The following is a 16468-nucleotide window of genomic DNA, read 5'->3' as shown; positions in this document are numbered from 1 at the left end:
TCCTACAGCCACGATTAGCCACGTTCGTTAACGTCGTGCAGCCCCTCTTTTCGGGGTTGCCGATGGACGAGCGAAAGGACAATCAGTGGCTGGCAACAAGGACATCCCTCGGGTGCAAAACCCGCCGTCGGGCGACGGGCATCACGTCACTCACCGCTACATGACGGCCACTGAATTGGCCGAGCGGGACGCCAGGCAAAACGCCTACGATGCCATGCTCGCCAGACAGCAGGCCTTCGAAGACAGCCTTCCGGTCGCTGCGAAAAAGGACGATGGTGTCCGTGCGGGATGCGTGTTTGCCAAATCCTGCAAGCTGCCCGATGCAATCATCGACTACACGAATCCCTCCGGCGTTGTTCCGACTGACAGCCTGAAAGACTACGGCGAACTGGTTCTGCTCGGCGCTCGTGAGGCCGATGAAAGTGGCGTCGTACCGTTGAAGAAAATCAGCGGCACTGCGATTCCGACTGGTTTCGGCAGCTTTGCTCTGACCGGTTCTGCGTTCGCGACGTTACCCGCAGTCGCTATCAGCACCGCTGCCGCCACGCTGACGGGGCTGGTTGCACTGGTCATCCCGTCGAACCTCGGCGACAGTTCGCTCTACACAGAAGATCAACTGCGATCCCTCAAACAGGCCCGCACTCGCGTTCGCCTGCGGGTCGAGCAACAAGCTGACGGCAGTCTCAAGGGATACGGTTTCTATACCGGCAAAAACCGTGACTGGGAGATGGTCGAAGTCGTGCAGTTCACCTTGCAAGGCAGTCAGCAAGTAGCTGATCTTGGGGACGGCATCGAGCTGATCTGGACCCCGGCCGAGGACGGTTCAAACATCCTCGGCATCCCCGCTTTGGAAGCCGCACCGCAAGCGCCGCATATCTGGGTTTATCCACCGACGAAGGCGGCTGACAGCATCATCGTGAATCCGGTGTATCCGCCTGAGTACAAGGATTTCATTCTTGTGTTTCCGGCGGATTCGGGGGTGTTGCCGGTTTACATCGTACTGACCCTACCAGGCGATCATAAGTACTACGATGATCCCCTTACACTCCCGGCTTTTCCTGATGCATCCAGGGTGAAGCCTAAAGTTTCGGTTCGGGGCGGAGGTAAAAAGCGAGCTCGATGGTTAGACCGCAGAGGCCGGATATATGAGTGGGATTCAAAAAGCGGTGCTGTAGAGCTGTACGATAAGTTCGGAGTACATCTGGGCGAATTCAATCACGTAACAGGCGAACGAACAAAAAATGCGAAGCCAGGTAGAAGGACCTCAAGATGACTGAAGAGAAAAAAACCATGCGTTACCTATCCATCACCGGTTTTTACCCCGATGAAAAACAGGATGATTCGTTGCAGTTCGAACTGACCATCAAAGACCCTGAATTGAACCAGGCATTGGCTCAATTGACCGAGTCAAAAAGCTTTGAAGAAATAGAACCTGGGGAGCTTGAGCTGACGGAAAGCCAAGTTCTACAAATTGCGGATTTACTCAACGTCGACTTCCCCAAAGGCTTGGAATATTTTATCGGCACCCGCGCCGTATTCTGACCCGCCCCCAAAAAACACTTTTTAATTACTTCAATGGCGCTGATGCAAAGCGCAGTGAGCGCAGAGTCAAGCGTTACCCAACGGCTGCCGGGCAGCCCCCGGCGCTTTCAGCGCGCGCCAGGTCCACAGGGCGCTGCACAGGTCCGGCAGGGCCAGCAGCAACAGCACCGGCGGCACCAACCCGGCCGCGACGAAGGCGATGAAAAACACTGGCACCGACAGGCGGATCGCCACGGTCAGGACCATGAATTCGCGCTGCTCGGTGTAGCCGGCCCAGACGTAATAAAACCCCAGGTACAGCGCCAGCTGACCCATGACCCGGATCCACACCTCATTGGTCAGGACAAATCCGAACAACGGCAGCAGAAGATTGGGTACCAGCACCAGCGCGGCCCCCAGCAGCAACATGTACAGGCCAAACAAAAATACGCTCTTGCCCGGATGACTCATGGTTTCACTCCTTGTGGTTGCGAGGTCAGGCGATAGGCCTCGACATCGAAATGCCGGGTCTGCTGGCGGAACTGCCAGCTGAACCCCGGCCAGAGGGCGACGTTGCGCCCGCTTTGGGGGTCCATGTACCAGCTCTTGCAGTGGCCGACGCTCCAGACCGCGCCACGCAGTTTATGGCTTAGGCGCTGGTTGAACTGCGCCTGGGCCTGGGGCTCGACGTCGAGGCTGGTCACCCCCGGACGATGCAGGGCCCGCAGCGCGCCGAGGATGTAGGCGATCTGCGATTCGATCATGTAGACGATGGAGTTATGGCCCAGCCCGGTATTGGGGCCCATCAGCAAAAACAGGTTGGGGAAGCCGCTGACCGTGGTGCCCTTGTAGGCTTCGCTGCCCTGCTGCCAGGTATCGACTATATCCGTGCCACCGCGACCGTAGATCATCCCCACCGGGAACGGCGTGCGCGCCTTGAAGCCTGTACCGAAGATCAGTGCATCCAGCAAATGATGCTGGCCATCGACGGTGATCACGCCCTCGGCGGTGACCTCGCGAATGCCGCTGGTGACCAGCCGAGTGTTGGCCTGGGCCAGGGCCACAAAGTAGTCGTTGGACAGCAGGATGCGCTTACAGCCGATGGCGTAGTCCGGGGTCAGACGCCGACGCAGCTCCGGGTCCTTGACCTGACGCCGCAGCAGATTGAGCGCCAGCCATTTGTGCAGGGTCATCAGCCGCGGGCTGAACACGAAACCGAACACCCGGGTTTCGTGGGCGGTGTAGATTAGCCCGCGCAACAGCCGCTGCACGGCGGGAAAACGCCGCAGTAAGCGCTGGGCGCGGGAGGAGAACGCCCGGTCGGGCTTGGGGATGATCCACGGCGGCGTACGCTGGAATACTGCGAGGCTGGCCACCCGTGGCTGGATCTGCGGCACGAACTGGATCGCCGAGGCACCGGTGCCGATCACCCCGACCCGCTTGCCGGCCAAGGCGTAGTCATGGTCCCAGCGCTGGGAATGAAAAACCCGACCCTGGAAGCGCGCAAGGCCCGGCAGTCGGGGATAATCCGGGGTCGACAGAGCGCCGGTGCCGGCCACCACCACCTGGGCATGACGCACCTCGCCATGGGCGTCCGTCACCTGCCACAGGGCGCGCTCTTCCAGCCAGCGCAGCCCGGTGACGGCGCTGTTGAAGCAGCAGTGCTCGAGTACCTGGTACTTGCGCGCGCAATGGTTGAGGTAGTCGCGAATCTCCGGCTGCGGCGAAAAACGCCGCGACCAGTCGGGGTTGGGCTCGAAGGAAAACGAATAGAGGTGCGAGGGGATATCGCAGGCGCAACCGGGGTACTGATTGACCCACCAGGTGCCGCCCACGCCAGCTTCCTGTTCGAGGATCACGAAGTTCTGTTCGCCGCGCTGGCGCAGGTTGATCGCCATGCCGATGCCGGAGAACCCGGCACCGATGATCAATACCCGATAGACCCGCGCCGGATCGGACTGCTCCTGAAGTAGCGCACTCATATTCCTGACTCCTGACGGCAAAAACGCCGGGCGCGACCGTTCGCGGCGCATGCACGGCTGTTTATTTTAAACTTCTGTGAATCGCCGGCCCTGGCGGCTAGACCGCCTCGGAGTGCTGCCCGGCAGTTCGGTGGGCGAGCCTGCCCAGCGCTTGCGGGTCGAGTTCGGCGGCGATCAGCAATGCCTGGCGACGCAGGGTTTCCAGAGGGGTACGGCGGCCGAACACGCCGGTGAAATGCATGAACATACGCATCCCGAAGCCCAGCGCGTCGCCCCGCCGCCGTGGCACCAGATGCAAATGGGCATGGGCAATGTGCTGGTTGGTGGCCTTGCCGTCGTTGACGATCAGGTGTGTGCCCTCCACCCCGAAACCGGCGCGGCGCTGGGCCGCCAGCAAGGTGTCGAACACCTGGTACAGGTGCTGTCGGATCGCCGTGGGCAACTGCTCGAGCTTTTCCACATGGGTCTGCGGGATCAGCAGCACATGGCCTTGCCCCAGCGGGTGTACATCCATAAACGCCGTGCAGTACTCGTCGTGATAGACAAGGGCGCTGGGCAAGGCGCCGGCAGCGATCTGGCAGAAAATACAGGTCATCCGTGAATCCTCGGTAGGTGGCGGGCCGTCGGGCGCAGTAAATGTAGCTCACGTCGCCCGCCGAGGTTCGGCGCAAGTGGTTAATGGACGACGCGCGAACATCCGCGCCAGCAGCCAGCGGTCACGCAGGTAAGGCTTGTTGGTCAGCAATACCGCCAGCCGGGGCAGATTGACGAAAGGCACACTGGGGTAGACGTGATGCTCGACGTGGTAGTTGATATTGGCCCACAACAGGCCGATCAGTCGGTCGGTAACGGTCACCGTATTTTTTGCCAAGTCCAGACGCTGTGGATCGTCGACCTCCAGGATCGCCATGGGAAAGTGTTCGTAGCCCCGGGAGATGGGGTTGATCACCAGCGCCAGCACCAGCAGCGGCGCAATGAACGTCAGCACGAACTGCAATAGCAGACCCTGGCTGTAGCACCAGACACCGATCGCTGCCATCGACAGCAGGTTGAACGCCAACTCGCGCAGTACCCGGTTGCGCACCGCCTTGCCATAGCGCACCAGGGAAAAGTAGATGAACCGCGGCACGAACACGGCGATGCGCAGGAACATCCACGTCACCCCGCCGGTGTAATTCCAGTCGTCGGGGTCCTTCTCCGGATCACCCAGATAGCGATGATGGTATTTGTGGCACTCGGTGAAGGAAGAAAACGGGAACACGATAAACCAGGCCATAAAGCGCCCGACCCACAGGTTCAGCGCCGCCGAACGAAAACCGCTGGCATGCCCGCAGTCGTGTTGCAGCACGGTAAAGGCATGCAACTGATTGCCCAGCACCAGCACCGCCAACGCCTGGCCCCAGGGGTTGTCGCCGAGCAGGATATACAGCGCCGCCGCACACCAGACCAGCACATGCAGCAGCGACCAGAGCGCGAATTTCAGCGGCTGCGGCTGCATCAGCGCCTGTAGCTGAGCCTGGCATTCGCGGTCGACCCGCAGTTCGGAGCGCTTGGCCAGCCGCAGTTCATCATCAGCGGCGTGAGTGGTTGAATGACTCATGAATTGACCTTCCTCTGTCTGTATCGCTAATCGACTTGCAGGCACACGTCGTCCGTCATGGGGTAGCCCACGCACAACAGCGCCTGGCCCCGGTTGAGTTCGTCAGCTGATAGCCCATGGTCCTCGCGCATACGCACCTCGCCGGTCAGGCGGGTGCAGACGCAAGCGGTGCAGAAGCCGCTGCGGCAGGAGAACGGCGGTTGCACCCCGCTGGCCAGGGCGGCGTCGAGCAGGGTCTGGCCCGGGGCAACGGTGAAGTTGAACGCCTGGCCCTGCATCAGCAACTCCACACGCTTTGGCGTATTGCCGGCGAGCGCCGGCGCCTTGGCCGGGGTGAAGCGCTCCTGATGCACGGTTTCCGGGGCGATGCCCAGAGCCTCCAGGGCGGCGGTGACCTCGTCCATCATGCCGCTGGGACCACAGCTGTAGTACTCGCGGTTCTGGCTGCCAGGCAATGAACCGAGGATCGCCATCACCCGCTCACGGGTCAGGCGCCCTTCATAAGCTTGCGGAGTGTCCGGCCGCGACAGCACATGCATCAGTTGCAAACGCTCGCCGAAGGTGCGCTGCAGATCATCGAGCTTGCCGCGGAAAATCACCGAATCCTGATTGCGGTTGCCATAGATCAGCGATACCCGCGAGTCCGGCTCGAAGTGCAGGGCCGATTTGAGAATGGAAAATATCGGCGTGATCCCGCTGCCCGCCGCCAGCAGCACCAGGTGCCGGCCCCTGCCCGGTTGCGGGGCGAAGGTGAAGCGGCCATGGGTACCGAGGGTCTGCACTGCATCGCCGGCGCTCAACTCCTGCACCAGACGATTGGAAACTTTGCCGCCGGCCACCCGCTTGACGGTGATCGACAGGGTCTTGTCCAGCCCCGGCGTGCTGCTGATGGAATAGGCCCGGCAGCCCTTGGCGCCGTCGACATCAACCTCCAGGGTCAGGTACTGGCCGGCGCTGTAGCGGACTTTGCGCAGCATCGGCTGCTTGAGATGGATGGTCACCGCGTCGTCGGTTTCCCGTTCGATAGCGGCGACTTTCAAGGTCAGGGGTCTGTTCATGGCTGGCCCAGGACGCTACGCGCCGGTTGTGGTTGGTGGGCTTGGCGCGGCGCGGCGAAACGTTGCCGATGCGCATGTTCATGGGCTGCGATGGGTGCCGGCAGCACTCGCCGCCGCAGCAGTTGGACCTTCTGCGCGTGGCTCAACGGCTCCCACCAATCCAGCTTGTTCGCCAGGGTGTCGAAGCGGCGCAGCATCAGCAGCACGAACAGGTCGAACACGCTGAGGTCGCGAAACACCATGGACCCCGCGGCCGCCAGTTCCGGCTTGAGGCGCTCGAACAGTTCGGGGCTTTCGGACCAGTGCCCGACCGCCCAGTGATGGTGGCAGGCGTGATAACCCTCGTTGAGGATATTGACCGGCTTTTCCAGCAGAGTGACGGTGTTGTACATCCAGTCCTTCGGGTCTTCCTGGCCGCCGTAGAACGCGTGCTGGCTCCAGTGGATGACCCCCATCATGAAGTTGCTCGCGCACCAGGGCACCAGCATGTAGAGCACGGCGATCGGCAGGCTGTAGAGCGCCAGCGCGACGAGCAGCGCAAGATGCACCAGATTGCCCAACACCATGGCCCGGGCCTGGCTGCGCTTGTGCTTGCTCTTGAAGTAGAGCCAAGGCGAAACCATGAACTGCTGGTACATCACCTCACGCACCATATACACCGCGAAATCCCAGGCACTGGCATGGTCGTAGCGCGCCGTGGCATAGACATCCAGCGGCCCGGCGTTCTCCCGATGATGTTGTTGCAGGTGCGCCGCCGCGTGGGGAATCAGGCCCATGGGGATGGCGAAAAACATATACAGGAAGGAGTTGCCGACCCATCGATCGAGCAGGCTCGAACGCTTGAAGATGCCGCCAGGCACATGACCTTCCTGATGCATGGCGCTGAAGGAGCGGACAAAACCGCGAATATTCGGCCCGTAGACGCAGGCATAGAACGACAGCACCAGCGGCCAGGAAATTTCCTTGAGCCACAGCTGCGCGATAAATACCGGCCCGGCGGTCAGGCCCAGGCTGATGGCGGCGGCCAGGATCGGCTCGTCCCGGGGATCCTTTAGCAGCCTGTTGGCCAGCGGCTGCAACAGCCGGTGATAGCTCGCCACCAGCCAGCCACCCAGCGCCGTCATCCCCGGCAGTCGCGCCAACAGCCAGCGCCCGGCCTGCAAGGTACACGACAGAGCCAGAATCAACGCGATGGCCGCGGTGTTGAACACCAGCAGCAGACTGAACAGCGGAACGGCCAGGCAGTGAAACCCGCGACCGACATTGGCCGGTCGTGGCGGATAAAGAAAATCGCTACTCATGCTTCTACTCCATTAGGCATGTTGCCGCGGCCGGAAGTGGTGCCCAGCGGTATCAGGCGAGTGAGGCGCTGTAGGACTCGCGCAGGAACTGCGCCAACAGCGGCGTGGCGGCGCTACGGGAGATCGGGTGAAAGCAGATCGCCCGGGACGCCGCCAGCAGATAGGCCACTTCGTCGGAGGCGATAAAGGCCATGCCACCCAACAGCTCGACGCTGAGGTTGGTCGAGCGCTCTATCGCCGCCTGCACCAGAAACCGGGTGCACAGTGCCTTGTTGTAGGTGTTCATCGGTGCTTCCCGTTGCGCCTGCAACTCGCCGGCGGTGCCCAACAGCGCTTGATTGACGCCCTCCAGTTCAATGCACAACCGGGCCAGTTGCGCCGGGTCGGCGAAGGGTTTTTGCAGCAGCTTGTCGACCAGCGCCGAGGCCACGCCCAGGTAGCTGCCGCCGACCATCAGCTGAAACCAGCTCAAACCATTGAGCGAGGTTTCCATGGCGGTGGCGGCCACCTCTTCACTGTCTGTGCCATCGGCCAGGAGCATGCGCTCGCTGGGAACGAACACGCCGTTGAACACCAGCGCATTGCTGTCGGCGGCACGCAATACCGTGGCCTTCCAGAAGGGTTCACGGGTGACGTCGCTGCCATCGGCGAAGACCACGGCAAAACCCTGGCTGACGCTGCCATTGCCCTGTTCACAGGCGACGCCGACCACGATCAGGTCCATATGGTGGCTCATGGTGCAGGGCTTCTTGCTGCCGTCGAGGATAAAGCCTCCCTCCACCGGCCGCGCCTTGACGCTGGCGTTGAAGATCTCGGAGCCGGGCTTGCCTTCGGCAAAGGCCGAGGCGATCAGCAGCTGGTTCTGGGTGATACCCCACAGCAGTTCTTCCGCCGCCGGGATCAACCCGCCCAGCTGCACGATGGTGGCGATGGTGTGGTGGTGCATGGTCATCATCACCGCCAGAGACGGGCACAGCGAACCTATGGCCCGCAGGATCTCCACGGTTTCCTGCGGCGAAGCGCCGAGGCCGCCATAGGTTTCGGGGATAATCAGGCCGGCGGCGCGGTAGTCGCGAAACAGCGCGCACAGGTAAGCCGGCTCGGCCTGCTCCAGGGCCATCAGGCCGCGATCCTGCAGGGTGGCGAGCAGGCCCGGCAGGTACTTCTCGGTAGCGTTGCGGGCGTTGTGCATCGACATGATGTGGACTCCTTTCTCGTGATTAGTGTTAACCGGCTTTCTCGATCAGTTGCTCCACCGCCGGAGCGAAACCGAAGGCACGGGCCAGATCGAAGATCGCTTCGGCATCCGCCAATGGCGCACGCTTACCGATGCTGTAGTCGCGCTGCAGGCCAGCCATGGTCAGGACCATGGTTTCCGCCAGGCAGCTGAAGGTCACGCCGCTGGGCAGACCGGTGAGGTTCTGCTGGCCGAAGCGTTGGCTGCGATCAGGCAGATGGATCAACCCGCCTTCGATCACCGTGACATCCGGGCGCAACGCCAGCGTGGCGTGGCCGATATCCGGCGGCTGGGCACAGTCGCAGATGATCGCGTTGTGGTGCAGGGCCAGCGGGTCGATGAAGGCCGAACCGTTGGAGGTGGCCGAAAGCACGGTTTCCAGGCGCGGCAACCAGCTCGCCAGGTCCGCGGTGATCACCAGCGGCGGTTGCACCTGGGGCTTGTCCTGGGCCAAGGCATCGACACGGTCGAACAGTTCGCGCAGTTGCTGATCGTCGCCAAGATCGCGGTCCAGCAGTTGCTCGACACTGGCAAGGCTCGGCAGGAGCAGCACCAGGGTCTTGGCGATGCCCGTGCTGTGGCCGCCCTGTATCTGCAACAAGGCATCGCGGTACAACTCACCGCCCACCAGCCGCAACTCATCCATGGCGCCACGGTTGGCCGCGTTGCCGAGCAGCACCAGATGCTCGCAAAAGCGTCCCAGGCGCAGGCTGGCCAGACGCCCTACCGAACCATAGGCACCGATCACTCCGGTCAGGCGCTTGGCCAGCGGCACGCCACGGTTGGCGCAGGTGGTCAGCAGCGCATCGACGCCGACCATGGCCGTCAAGCTATTGCCGGTGGTGGTGTGGAAGCGCTCGTTGAGCACATCGAGACCCGCGTTGGAAATCACCGAGGTGTAGGCCCCCAGCCCGACGAAATCCACTTCCAGCCCGGCAACGCTGTCCAGGTAGTTGCCCAGCAGCTTGCGCCGCTTGCCCAGGCTCAGGCGCATCAGGTCCCGCGGTTGCAGCAGGCTGCCGACCAGCCAGCCTTCGACATAGTCGCCGGCATCGTTGTAGATCCTGCGGGCGTGGTAGGACACGCCGGCGTCGAGGTCGGGCTTGGCCCATTCGGAGAAGTCGTCGAGCCAGCCCTGCATAAAGGTTTTTTCCGCCGCCGACAGCCCGAGGCCGTCCACCACGCTGTCGCCGTTGACGCTGTCGGCGGTGGTCGGGTGCAACAGGAAGGCGAAGCGCCCCAGGCAGCGTCCGCTGCTGCGCGGTTTGCCCGGCGCGACCCAGGGGCTCACGGCCCCCCGTGGTCCGGCATAACCGTGGGCTTCCAGGATCAGCCGGTGCTGCTGGTTGTGCACCACCAGCTCGGCCATCGCCTTGAGGCCTTCGAGCAGCACGTCGATATCGGCGCGCTCGATGCACAGCGGCGGCTGGATCCGCAGCACGTTGCCCTCGGTAAGGGTCGGCAGGCAGTACACGCCGTGACGGCTTTTCAGGTAGCCGCAGACGATGGGCACCAGGGCGCCAAAGGCGCTGGCCAGGGACAGGGTGTAGAGGCGCTCGCCGCTCCAGCGGCGAAACTTCAGGCCAAGCATCAGGCCGCGGCCGTCGAGGCTGTGGAAGACCTCGGGATAAGTCTCCACCAAACGCGCAAGCCCGGCGTACAGATAGGCGCCCTGCTCTGCCACATGCTTGAGCAGCGCCCCGTCATTGGCCGTGAGCTGGTCGAGCACGGCCAGGCCAATGGCGGCGCTGAAGCCGTTCACGGCGAAGGTCGAGCTGTGGTGCCGATCGAAATCACGGCTCCAGCACTGTTCACCGTAGATGCACGCGCCGATGGCCGCGATCCCGCCACCCAGAGCCTTGGCGAGTAGTACCACGTCCGGCGACAGGCCATGGGCGGTGGCGGCGAACAGTTCTCCGGTGCGGCCCAGGCCGGTCTGGATTTCATCAAGGACGAACAGCGTGCCGTACTGGCGGCAGAGGTTCTGCGCTGCCAGCAGGTAGCCTGGCGGCGGGGTGATCATGCCCGCCTCGCCCTGCACCGCCTCGACAAAAAAGGCCGCGGCGCGGCGCGTCTGCAACAGCGCTTCGAGAGCCTCCAGGTCGCCATAGGGCACATGGCTGAAACCGTCGGTGCGAATCTGGAACGGCTCGCGGTATGTGGCCTTGCCGGTGACCGCGACCGCGCCTTGAGTCTTGCCGTGAAAGCCGGTCAGGGTACCGATCACCAGCTCGCGCTGGGTCGCGGCGCGGCACAGCTTGATCGCCGCTTCAACGGTTTCCGCGCCGCTGGTGGTGAAGGTGACCTTGGAGTGCATGCCCGGCGCCAGATCGATCAGACGCCGTGCCAGTTGCTCGACGCCAGGATTGATCAGCGGCTGCACCAGCGACGGTTGACCGCTGGCCAGAAAGTTATGGATCGCCTCGGTGATCGGCGTCGCGCCATACCCGAAAGGCACTGCGCCGAACTGGCCGACGAAGTCGATCAGGGTCTGGCCGCTGGCAGTTTCGATACGGGTGCCTTGAGCGCGAACCACCGTCTCGTCAAGACCGACGAATTCCAGCAGTTCCTGACGGGTGATATTGAGCAACGAGTCCGCCATGACTTACCTCCCCAGCGCGCCGAGCGCGCCCTGATTGATGACGCCGTACAGGTGCTGGCTGACCTTGCTCACGGTGTCGTGCAGGTAGGCCAGTTCGGGGTCCAGGGAGATGCCGAAACGGTCTTCGAACTCGGCGGACAGGCCGACGATCAGCACCGAGTCGACGCCCATCTCATGGAACGAGCGCTCGATGTCCAGGGACCCGAAATCGACCTCCAGCAGGCTGGCCAGGGTTTCGGTCACGGCAAAGGTTATTTCGTCAATGTGCACAGTCGCCTCCCAGCGTGTTTCGCTTCCTTTGCATGGCCGTTGACCCGCGGCACCACGCTGTGAAATCGCGTGATGAGCGCTTGGACAGGCGTCTTGATGCAAACGCGTTTGAGTGTGGATAACCCGCCGCAGCAGGCCGTTTGCTACACCGCCGATGCTCGGCGTCAAGGGGCTTCATCTCAATACTCCGTAAGGAGTAGCGGTGAATGGGACGCCGTGGCCGGCGCAGCGTTTTGGCGACAGCTGCGCTGTCGCTCGCGAGCAAGCTCGCTCCTGAAAGGGAGGTACACGCCGCCTTAGGGCGTCAGCACTGTCTTGTGGTTACTGGATAAAAGAAAAGCAGGCGGCACTCACTCGTAGCAGAACAGCGCCGCGATCTGCGCCCGGCTCGAAGCCTGGAGCTTGAAGAAGATATTCTGCAGATGAGTTTTCACGGTCTTGTCGCTGATGCCGAGGATCTGGCCAATCTCCCAGTTGGTCTTGCCTCGGGCGACCCAGCGCGAAATCTCCGCTTCGCGGCTGGACAGGATGGATAACAGCTCGTGGTTCGGTCCCGGAGTATGGCGCAGCAACTTGCTCCCCAGCGCCCGGTTCAGGGCGATGTGCAGGTACGGGGCGAAAACCATCATGCGCATTTTGCTTTCATGGGCCACAGTGGCCGAGACGTTGTAAAAAAAGTAGCCGGTGAAGGTGTTGCGGTGCAATCCGGGCAACAGCGTCCAGCCCAGATTACGCACGCCATGTTCGCGAAATATCTTCGCCCATACCTGGTCCTCCGGGCTGCCCAGGCTTTCCAGGGTAGTGAACTTGGGGCTCCCGCAATGCTCGATGGGGTCGATGCCCAGCGGTGGAATCATGCCGTCGTGACCGACCACGGCCTTGATCAGGTCGTCGCAGCCGCTGTCTGAATGGATCAGGTGCGAAATGAACACCCGGTGCGCGCGGATCCGGCCGCTGGCGAACACAAAGCTCTCGCACGGCAGGATCTGCGGCAGGGCCAGTTGGGTCTGTTGCTTGAGCGCGGCGATGGTCCGCGCGGAGGTGATGGAGTTGAGCACGCCGGTCAGTTGCAGTCGCTGCTGGCTATCGGTGGGCGGCAGCGACAGCACCGTCCGCGGGCGGTTGGCCAATTCCAGCCGCGGCTCGCAGAAGGTCGGGTGGGCAAACAGCAGTGCCGCGGGTTTGGGCGCATGCACCGGGCCGATCAATAGGCTAGTCATACTTCCATGACCTGACTGTCGAGGGTGAGGTCACGCACCACCCGGCCGTTGCTCTCCACGGCGACCACCGACTTGTCCAGGGGATGGGCTTCGGCCGGTGCCGTACTGTCGAATGCCGCCAGCCAGGGTTCGAACTGCCTGCGGCATTCCTGGCGCTTGATCTTGCCGCTGGAGGTGCGCGGCAACGAACCGCCGAACACCAGCAGCAGCACCGGCCGCGCCAATTGGTGGTGCTGCCACAGGCGCGCTTTCAGCTCGCTGAACAGCTGCGTCACATCCAGGCTGCGCAAGGCGCGCCGTTCGATTTCCTGGACGATGACCACCTGCTCGCCATCGCCCGCCTCGATGCTGAAGGCCGCGCTGCCGTCCGGGCGAAAGCTGTCGTGGGTACACAGCACAGTGTTCTCGATATCCCCGGGGTGGTGATTGACCCCGTTGACGATAATGAGGTCCTTGAGCCGTCCGGTGACGAACAGCTCGCCGTCGAGCAGAAAACCCAGGTCGCCGGTGCGAAAGTACAGGGGCCAGCCGAGCGTCGGCGCTGCCGGGCGAAAGGCCGCGGCGGTGCTCTCCGGGCGCTGCCAGTAACCGCTGGTGATGCTGTCGCCGACGATGCAGATCTCGCCGACCCGTCCGTCCTCCAGTGGCTGCTCGGTATGCGGATCGCAGATAAACGGGCCTTGCCCCGGAATACCGCGACCGCTGCTGACCAGAGTGCGCAGGCGCAATTGATCGTCGCCCTCGCCGCCTTGCCCATCGTGCAAACGGGCCACATTGTCCTCCAGCAACCCGGCATGGAACTGGCGGATTACCGGTTCGCGTTTCGTCCCGCCGACGCAGACCAACAGCGTGCCTTCGGCCAGCCCGTAGCAGGGAAAGGCCGAGGTGCTGGCAAAACCGGCGCGGGCGAAACGCTCATGGAAGGCGGCAATGGTCTGCGCCCGCACATGCTCGGCGCCGTTGAACGCCACCTCCCAACTGCTCAGGTCGAGGCCGGCCAGCTCCTCGTCCTTGATCTTGCGCAGGCACAGTTCATAGGCGAAATTCGGCCCGCCGCTGACGGTGCCACGGTAGGTGCTGATGGCCTGCAACCAGCGCAATGGCCGTTGCAGAAAGTGAATCGGTGCCAGCAGAGTCGAGCCAAAGCCGACGAACAGCGATTGCAGGATGCCGCCGATCAACCCCATGTCGTGATATGGCGGTAACCAGCTGACCATATGGCTGTCCTTGTGGATCAGGAAGCCGCGGCTGATGCTGCGCGAGTTGTGAATCAGGTTGCCGTGGGTCACCGCCACACCCTTGGGAACACCGGTGGAGCCAGAGGTGTATTGCAAAAAAGCGATATCCTCTCGCGTCACCCGGGCCGCGCGCCACTGGCCGGCCATGGCCAAATCCAGGGTCGCCATATCCAGCACGCGCGGGCTGTTGGCCTGGCCGAGCCGGGCCTGAATGATCGGGACATCCTCGCCACTGGCCAGCGCTGCCGTCGGCTGGCAGTCGTCGATGATGCCGTCCAGCCGATCCAGGGTCTTGGTTGCCCCCGGCGGATAGGCCGGCACCGCCACCATCCCGGCATACAGACAGCCCATGAAGACGATCACATAGTCCAGGCCCGGCTTGAGCAGGATCAACACCCGGTCTCCAGCCCGGCAATGCAGCTGGAGCCGGGCCGCAGCCGCTCGCGCGGCGCAGTCCAGTTCAGCGAAGGTGATCAGGACTTCTTCGTCTCGCCCATTCTGCAAAAAACGATAGGCCAATCGGTCCGGGATCCTAAGTGCGTGACGCTGCAGACATTCCGAAAAATTCACATACGGAACGTCGCTATCGTGGTCGTTCGTAGTCATTATTATTTATGTCCCACAGCTGTATTTGCCATCTCCCGCAAGACCCGAATTTCTACGGCCTTGCGCATCCATTGCGCTTGATCATCCTCTGGGAGCACGCAGTCGAAGTTAATACTCCGAACGGCGTATACCCGCAATTTTCGCCTCCGGCGCATATTCGTCCCAGGGTTCGCTGCATGCTCGGTTTTTTGCCACCACGCTCGCGGTCGTCGCCTCCTTTTTCCAAGGATGTGAAACGGCTAACCGGGCCTGCGCAAGGCGGGCTTGTAAACAGCCATGCATGAAAATGCCGGCGGAACGGGAACGTTCCGCCCCCCCACTAGTGTGCGCAATACAGGGAGAACAGAATGTCTTTCAGGGAATACGCCACGTTCGACGCGGTAGGCCTGGCCGATCTGGTCAGAAGAAAGGAAGTACGCCCCTCCGAACTGCTGGAGGAAGCCATACGCCGCATCGAAGCCTTCAATCCGATGGTCAACGCCGTGGTCTACAAGGCCTACGACATGGCCCGGGCGATGGCCGCCGAACAGGACAAGGCGGCGCCGACAGGGCCGTTGCACGGCGTGCCCTTTCTGCTCAAGGACATCCTCGGCGACTGCCAGGGTCTGCCTTCGACCCTGGCCTCGCGCATGCTGCAGGCGCGGATCATGCCCCAGGACTGCGAACTGGTCAGCCGCTTTCGCCAGGCCGGGCTGCTATTCGTCGGCAAGAGCAACGCCCCGGAATTCGGCATTCTGCCCACCACCGAAGGCGCCTTCCACGGCCCGGCGCGCAACCCGTGGAACCTGGAATACTCCACCGGCGGCTCCAGCGGTGGCGCGGCCGCGGCGGTGGCCACCGGCATGGTCCCGGCGGCCCATGGCAACGACGGTGGCGGCTCGATCCGCATCCCCGCCTCCTGCTGCGGCCTCGTCGGCCTCAAGCCAACCCGGGCGCGCAACTCCCTGGCCCCGGATTTCGGCGAGCTGCTCAGCGGCCTGCTGGACGAACATGTACTGACCCGCAGCGTGCGTGACAGCGCCGCCCTGCTGGATGCCACCCACGGCGTGGTGCCGGGCGATCCCTACCGCGCCCCTCCGATGCTGGGGCGCTTCCTCGACCAGGTCAGCCGAGAGCCGGGGCGCTTGCGCATCGCTTTCTCCAACACCGATCCGGCCGGACGGCCACTGCACCCCGACTGCATTGCGGCGGTGGAAAGCACCGCGCGCCTGCTCGAATCGCTCGGTCATCATGTGGAAGAGGCCGCGCCGCAGCTGGACCTGCAAAGCTTCGCCGAGGCCTTCAGCACTCTGTGGTTCTCCGGTATCGCCTTCGCCGTGGAGCTGATGAGCCTGCAACTGGGGCGCGGCCCGCTGCCCGGCGAGCTGGAAAACCTGACTCGGGCGGTACACCAGCGCGGCCTCGGCGTAAGTGCGGTGGAGTACCAGATGTCTGAGCTGGTGTTGCAGCAGGTCGGCCGGGAAATGGCGCGCTTCCACCAGAGTTACGATTGCTGGCTGACCCCGACCCTGGCCCGACCGCCGTTGCGCAACGGGGTGGTGGATATCCACTCCAGCGACCTGGAAAACACCTACGGCCCGCTGATCGACTACAGCCCTTTCACCGCCATCCACAACGCCTCGGGGCAGCCGGCGATCTCCCTGCCGCTGCACTGGAACGCCGCGGGCCTGCCGATCGGCCTGATGCTCAGCGCCGCCTTTGGCGAGGAAGCCCTGCTGTTTCGCCTCGCCGGCCAGCTGGAACAGGCCCGACCCTGGAAGGACCGGCGCCCGGAGCTGCTCATGCAGCACCGTTCCCACGAAGCAGTTATCGGCTAAGACCAAGGCTGAGGAG

General features: G+C 63.0%; 14 protein-coding genes. 3 read left to right on the top strand and 11 right to left on the bottom strand.

The genetic code is table 11. The annotated features are described in order from the left end of the window. The first annotated feature begins 85 nt into the window (after window positions 1-85). Complete coding sequence (locus ACYZT2_RS07395; RefSeq protein ID WP_461971288.1) at window positions 86-1273, top strand: S-type pyocin domain-containing protein; 1188 nt, start codon at window positions 86-88, stop codon at window positions 1271-1273. Next, the gene (locus ACYZT2_RS07390; protein WP_461971287.1) at window positions 1270-1542 is read left to right on the top strand and encodes a pyocin S6 family toxin immunity protein; all 273 of its coding nucleotides are present in this window, start codon (window positions 1270-1272) and stop codon (window positions 1540-1542) included. The genes ACYZT2_RS07395 and ACYZT2_RS07390 overlap by 4 nt, the downstream gene beginning before the upstream one ends. 66 nt (window positions 1543-1608) lie before the next feature. Here the strand turns inward: ACYZT2_RS07390 and ACYZT2_RS07385 are convergent, their stop codons facing one another. The 11 genes from ACYZT2_RS07385 to ACYZT2_RS07335 all read right to left on the bottom strand — a co-directional run bounded on the left by ACYZT2_RS07385 (window position 1609) and on the right by ACYZT2_RS07335 (window position 14548). Continuing rightward, on the bottom strand, window positions 1609-1992 hold the full coding sequence (locus ACYZT2_RS07385) for a hypothetical protein (RefSeq protein ID WP_461971286.1): 384 nt from the start codon (window positions 1990-1992) through the stop codon (window positions 1609-1611). Continuing rightward, window positions 1989-3503: a flavin-containing monooxygenase gene (locus tag ACYZT2_RS07380; RefSeq protein ID WP_461971285.1), complete on the bottom strand. Its 1515-nt coding sequence runs from the start codon at window positions 3501-3503 to the stop codon at window positions 1989-1991. Before ACYZT2_RS07380 ends, ACYZT2_RS07385 begins: the two co-directional genes overlap by 4 nt. A gap of 97 nt (window positions 3504-3600) precedes the next feature. After that, a complete protein-coding gene (locus ACYZT2_RS07375; protein ID WP_461971284.1) occupies window positions 3601-4098 on the bottom strand; it encodes an HIT family protein in 498 nt (165 codons plus the stop codon). Between the two features lie 48 nt (window positions 4099-4146). Next, on the bottom strand, window positions 4147-5103 hold the full coding sequence (locus ACYZT2_RS07370; protein ID WP_461971283.1) for a fatty acid desaturase family protein: 957 nt from the start codon (window positions 5101-5103) through the stop codon (window positions 4147-4149). Window positions 5104-5129: 26 nt separating this feature from the next. After that, a complete protein-coding gene (locus tag ACYZT2_RS07365; protein ID WP_461971282.1) occupies window positions 5130-6161 on the bottom strand; it encodes a 2Fe-2S iron-sulfur cluster-binding protein in 1032 nt (343 codons plus the stop codon). Then, entirely contained in the window at window positions 6158-7462 is a 1305-nt protein-coding gene (locus ACYZT2_RS07360; RefSeq protein ID WP_461971281.1) for a fatty acid desaturase, read from the bottom strand. Before ACYZT2_RS07360 ends, ACYZT2_RS07365 begins: the two co-directional genes overlap by 4 nt. A 52-nt stretch (window positions 7463-7514) precedes the next feature. After that, the gene (locus ACYZT2_RS07355; protein ID WP_461971280.1) at window positions 7515-8660 is read right to left on the bottom strand and encodes an acyl-CoA dehydrogenase family protein; all 1146 of its coding nucleotides are present in this window, start codon (window positions 8658-8660) and stop codon (window positions 7515-7517) included. Window positions 8661-8688: 28 nt separating this feature from the next. Beyond that, entirely contained in the window at window positions 8689-11301 is a 2613-nt protein-coding gene (locus ACYZT2_RS07350) for an aminotransferase class III-fold pyridoxal phosphate-dependent enzyme (protein WP_461971279.1), read from the bottom strand. A gap of 3 nt (window positions 11302-11304) precedes the next feature. Further along, entirely contained in the window at window positions 11305-11571 is a 267-nt protein-coding gene (locus ACYZT2_RS07345) for an acyl carrier protein (RefSeq protein ID WP_253553349.1), read from the bottom strand. A 350-nt stretch (window positions 11572-11921) separates the two neighbouring features. After that, window positions 11922-12791 carry a LuxR C-terminal-related transcriptional regulator gene (locus ACYZT2_RS07340; RefSeq protein ID WP_461971278.1) on the bottom strand — a complete coding sequence of 290 codons (870 nt, stop codon included), beginning with the start codon at window positions 12789-12791 and terminating at the stop codon, window positions 11922-11924. Next, window positions 12788-14548, bottom strand: a complete 1761-nt coding sequence (locus tag ACYZT2_RS07335) for a fatty acyl-AMP ligase (RefSeq protein ID WP_461971277.1) — start codon at window positions 14546-14548, stop codon at window positions 12788-12790. The genes ACYZT2_RS07340 and ACYZT2_RS07335 overlap by 4 nt, the downstream gene beginning before the upstream one ends. A 434-nt stretch (window positions 14549-14982) precedes the next feature. Here ACYZT2_RS07335 and ACYZT2_RS07330 point away from each other — a divergent pair, with 434 nt between their 5' ends. Then, on the top strand, window positions 14983-16452 hold the full coding sequence (locus ACYZT2_RS07330; RefSeq protein ID WP_461971276.1) for an amidase: 1470 nt from the start codon (window positions 14983-14985) through the stop codon (window positions 16450-16452). Window positions 16453-16468: the final 16 nt, after the last annotated feature.

It is taken from the genome of Pseudomonas sp. MDT1-85, from assembly GCF_054898065.1.
This window is presented reverse-complemented; position numbering and strand designations above follow the sequence as displayed.